The sequence below is a fragment of the Arthrobacter sp. P1_A5 genome (genome assembly GCF_056406825.1).
In genome coordinates this window covers 1-4550 of sequence record NZ_JBFTZL010000242.1, presented here as the reverse complement: position 1 = coordinate 4550, position 4550 = coordinate 1, and the positions used below count along the sequence as shown (strand labels likewise).

Below are 4550 nucleotides of genomic sequence, written 5' to 3'. Positions count from 1 at the left end.
GGGGTGGCGGCGGGCTGGGCGTCGGGCTGCGGGGCGGCGGGCTGGGCGTCGGGCTGCGGGGCGGCGGGCTGTGTCTCGCCCTGCGGTGTCTTGTCCTGCGGTGTCTTGCCCGCTGGCGGTTCGCCCTCCGGGGTGCCGAACCCGGGACCCTGCCGGACGGCCACGCCCTGCTGGTACGCCGTGGCCGCTGCCCGGGCGCGGACGTCCGCCGCCTCGTTGAGCTCGTGCCCCGCGTGGCCCCGCACCCACTCGAAGGTGTACTTGCGGCCCACGAGCGCCTGGTCGATGTCCTTGAGGAGGTCCACGTTCAGCACCGGCTTGCCGTCTGCCTTGCGCCAGCCCTTGCGTTTCCAGCCGGGCATCCACTTGGTCACGGCGTTGATGACGTACTGGCTGTCGCAGAGGATCAGCAGGTCTTCCCCGGGCATGTGCGCCGTTGCCCGGAACAGGTCCAGCACCGCCATCAGTTCGCCCTGGTTGTTCGTGCCGTGGGGCCATCCGCCGGCCCGCCAGCAGTCGTCATTCACGTACCAGGCCCAGCCGGCCGGGCCGGGATTTCCTAAGGCCGAACCGTCGGCCGCTGCTGTAATCGTCACTGACCTATCCTGCCAGAACCCGCCGACGCCCACCGACGCTCCTTGGCCAGGGACCGCGCTTAACCGGCGACGGCGGCCCCACCCGAAGGTGGGACCGCCGTCGTCGAACAGCCGGTAATGGCTGGCGCGGGTGGTTAGAAACCGCCCATGCCGCCCATGCCGCCCATGTCGTCGCCGCCGCCCATCGGGGCGCCACCCTTCTCGGGCTTGTCGGCTACAACGGCCTCGGTGGTGAGGAACAGGCCGGCGATGGAAGCCGCGTTCTGCAGGGCAGAGCGGGTTACCTTGACCGGGTCGTTGATGCCGGCGGCCAGCAGGTCGACGTACTCGCCGGTGGCGGCGTTGAGGCCGTGGCCTGCGGGCAGGCCGCGGACCTTGTCCACGACGACGCCGGGCTCGAGGCCGGCGTTGAAGGCGATCTGCTTCAGCGGGGCGTCGATGGCAACGCGGACGATGTTCGCGCCCGTTGCTTCGTCACCGGAGAGCTGCAGGTTCGCGAATGCCTTGGCGCCGGCCTGGATCAGGGCAACGCCACCGCCGGCGACGATGCCCTCTTCGACAGCAGCCTTGGCGTTGCGGACGGCGTCCTCAATGCGGTGCTTGCGTTCCTTGAGCTCGACCTCGGTTGCGGCGCCGGCCTTGATGACTGCAACGCCGCCGGCCAGCTTGGCCAGGCGCTCCTGCAGCTTCTCGCGGTCGTAGTCGGAATCGGAGTTCTCGATCTCGGCGCGGATCTGGGACACGCGGCCGGCGATCTGGTCGGCGTCGCCTGCACCCTCGACGATGGTGGTCTCGTCCTTGGTGACAACAACCTTGCGGGCCTTGCCAAGGAGTTCGAGTCCGGCGGTCTCAAGCTTGAGGCCGACTTCCTCGGAAATGACCTGGCCACCGGTGAGGATGGCGATGTCGGCCAGCTGCGCCTTGCGGCGGTCGCCGAAGCCCGGAGCCTTGACGGCGACGGACTTGAAGGTGCCACGGATCTTGTTGACGATCAGGGTGGCCAGGGCCTCGCCCTCGATGTCTTCGGCAATGATCAGCAGCGGCTTGTTGGACTGCATGACCTTTTCCAGGACAGCAACCAGTTCCTTGACGTTGGAGATCTTGGAGTTGACGATCAGGATGTACGGATCCTCAAGGACCGTTTCCTGGCGCTCGGCGTCGGTGACGAAGTAGGCGGAGATGTAGCCCTTGTCGAAGCGCATGCCTTCGGTCAGCTCCAGCTCGAGGCCGAACGTGTTCGACTCCTCGACGGTGATGACGCCTTCCTTGCCGACCTTGTCGAGGGCTTCGGCGATCAGGGCGCCGATCTCGTTGTCGCCGGCGGAGATGGACGCGGTGGCGGCGATCTCTTCCTTGGTCTCGATTTCCTTGGCGGAGGCCAGGAGCTCGATGGTGACCGCGTCAACAGCCTTCTCGATGCCGCGCTTGAGGGACAGCGGGTCAGCGCCGGCCGCGACGTTGCGCAGGCCTTCCTTGACCAGGGCCTGTGCCAGCACGGTTGCCGTGGTGGTGCCGTCGCCTGCGACGTCATCCGTCTTCTTGGCAACTTCCTTGACCAGCTCGGCGCCGATCTTTTCGTAGGGATCGTCCAGCTCGATCTCCTTGGCGATGGAAACACCATCGTTGGTGATCGTGGGGGCGCCCCACTTCTTTTCGAGGACGACGTTGCGTCCCCGCGGGCCGAGGGTGACCTTGACGGCGTCGGCGAGGATGTTCAGGCCCCGCTCAAGACCGCGGCGTGCCTCTTCATCAAATGCAATGATCTTGGCCATAACGGCAGTAGTCCTTTCGGGACAGTCGTTAAGAATGAACCTTCGCTGTGGTGCCCGCGACGGACGATCCCAACCCCGCGGCCTCTGTATGCCGCCGGGTCCGGGATCTCACCCCAGCAAGGTGTTTCTTTAGCTCCTGGACCGGCTGCCCCACTTCGCGGCCGGGCGGACCGGGCGTCGTGTTAGCAGTCAGTGCGCTGGAGTGCTAAATCAATAATTAGCACTCCCCCGGGGAGAGTGCAAGCAGTGGCCGGCCGGAACCGGCCGCCACGCGGGCACAATACGCTACGAGCGATCAGCCGCCGCTGCTGCTCGCGGCTTCCGTGCCGTCCACAGTGGGCAGGTTGTCCTCGCCGTAAGTCGAGACCATGTAGTTCGCTTCGGTGATGTCGCCGTGGGCATCAAAGTTGATCCGTCCGGACTGGCCGTCGTAGTCGGGCCGCTGGCCTGCCCGGAGGACGCCGACGCAGTCCTTGTAGCTCGTGCATGACTTGCTGGGCGGCTGGCTGCCGCCGGCCCCCGTTCCGCCTGCCGCGGGGGTTCCGCCGGAGACCGCGACGAGGGACGCTGCGATGGAGGTCCCGGCGTCGTCCTCTGCTGCGGCGGCGGCGACGGCGACCAGGACGACGGCGTCGTACGTCTCGGCGGCGAACACCATGTCCTTCAGCCCGGGATCAACGGCCACGAGGTCCGCCTGGAAGGCGGCGGAGGGAAACACGCCGGGCAGGATCCCGCGTGCACCCTCGAGCGCCCGGGCGCCCAGGCCAGCGCCGTACTTGCTGACTGCTCCGTCGCTGAGGACCAGCTTCTTGCCGGCGAGGCCGGCGTTGTTCAGCTCGGCGATGGCGCCCTGTGCGCCGTCGCGCGAGACCAGGATGACGGCGTCGGGGTTGGCGGCCTTAGCGGCGGCGACAGCCTGCTGCGCCTGGCCGGGGGTGAACTCCGCGTCCGCCACCACTTCCAGTCCGGACTGTTTCGCCGCACCGCCGACGGCGGCGGCGACGTCTTTGCCGTAGTCGCCTTCCTCATGCAGCACCGCCAGGGTCCTGGCGCCTCCGTCTTTGACCAGTTTGGCGAGGACGGAGGCCTGGGCGATGTCGGCGGCCGAGGTGCGGAAATAGTAGCCGCCGCTCTTGTAGTTGCTGAGCGCGGCGGCGGTGTTTGCCGGGGAGATCACGGCTACCTTGGCGTTGGCCAGCACGTCGATGGCGGCCGGGGCACGGCTGGAATCGGTCGGGCCGATCACGACGTCGGCCTTGGCGGCAACCAGCGCTTTCGCCTGGGCGGCGGTGTCCGTGCTGATGGTTTCCGGCAGCAGCTCCACCGGTTTGCCTTTGTGCCCACCGGCAGCGTTGATCTCCTTGACGGCAAGTTTGGCCGCCGCGAGCTCGGAAGCGTTGAGGAAGTTCTGCTTGCCGGTGTTGTCCAGGATCAGGCCGATGCGCAGGGTGCCGTCACCGCTGGCGTCCGCGCTGGTCACGCGGGCGCTGCCCGCGGGGCCCAGGCAGCCCGTCAGGGCCAGGGCCGCTACTGTGCCCGCCGCCAGGGCGCGGCCCAACGGCAAATGTCCTCCGCGGCGCCCGGCCGCGTTCCTTGGGGCGTTCGTGACGGCAGCCAGTACCACTAGGCGGGCCGGACACTTTCGGCCTGCGGGCCCTTTTCGCCCTCGCCGACTTCCAGTTCCACCCGCTGGCCCTCGTCCAGGGCGCGGTAGCCTTCCCCGACGATCGCGGACCAGTGCACGAAGACGTCGTTCTCGGAACCGTCCACGGAGATGAAGCCGTAGCCCTTTTCGGCGTTGAACCATTTGACGGTTCCCAGTGCCATGGTGTCCACACTTTCAGCTAGCTTGCGTGCGGCCCACCTCGATGTGCGCCGCGGACTGCGAAGAGAAATCCGCAGATACTGTACCCACAGCGTCCCCCAGGAACGCCGGCGGCGGGCAGGGCCGCCGCCTAATAGTTATTGAGGCGTAACCGGATTGGCTACTGGTAGCCGGGGCCGAGCACGACGACAAGGGGCATGTTGAACTCGGCAGAGTCCACGAGGGTGTCCACGCCGAGGAGGGCTCCGAGTGCCTCCGCATTGTCCTTCTGCTCGACGCCGCTGTAGAAGATCACCGACGTCTGTTGCGGGACACCGCCCCAGTTGCCTGTCTCGCCCAGGACCCAGCCGTCGGAGG

Annotated in this window: 5 protein-coding genes; all 5 read right to left on the bottom strand. The window is 67.6% G+C overall.

Annotated features, from left to right (window positions below; translation table 11 throughout):
- Window positions 1-596 (bottom strand): RNase H family protein (locus AC1D1S_RS19480; RefSeq protein WP_476995249.1); only part of this gene is annotated, 596 nt, incomplete at its 3' end.
- A gap of 134 nt (window positions 597-730) precedes the next feature.
- On the bottom strand, window positions 731-2368 hold the full coding sequence (gene groL / locus AC1D1S_RS19475; protein WP_028276953.1) for a chaperonin GroEL: 1638 nt from the start codon (window positions 2366-2368) through the stop codon (window positions 731-733).
- A gap of 295 nt (window positions 2369-2663) precedes the next feature.
- Window positions 2664-3932: an ABC transporter substrate-binding protein gene (locus AC1D1S_RS19470; protein ID WP_476995248.1), complete on the bottom strand. Its 1269-nt coding sequence runs from the start codon at window positions 3930-3932 to the stop codon at window positions 2664-2666.
- A 59-nt stretch (window positions 3933-3991) separates the two neighbouring features.
- A complete protein-coding gene (locus AC1D1S_RS19465; protein ID WP_028276955.1) occupies window positions 3992-4195 on the bottom strand; it encodes a cold-shock protein in 204 nt (67 codons plus the stop codon).
- 158 nt (window positions 4196-4353) lie between these two features.
- A partial coding sequence (locus AC1D1S_RS19460; RefSeq protein ID WP_476995247.1) for a LytR C-terminal domain-containing protein occupies window positions 4354-4550 on the bottom strand: 197 nt, incomplete at its 5' end.

Excerpts from the sequence above, each read along its gene's own strand:
- groL (WP_028276953.1), bottom strand. The coding sequence starts at position 2,368 with ATGGCCAAGATCATTGCATTTGATGAAGAGGCACGCCGCGGTCTTGAG.
- AC1D1S_RS19465 (WP_028276955.1), bottom strand. The coding sequence starts at position 4,195 with ATGGCACTGGGAACCGTCAAATGGTTCAACGCCGAAAAGGGCTACGGC.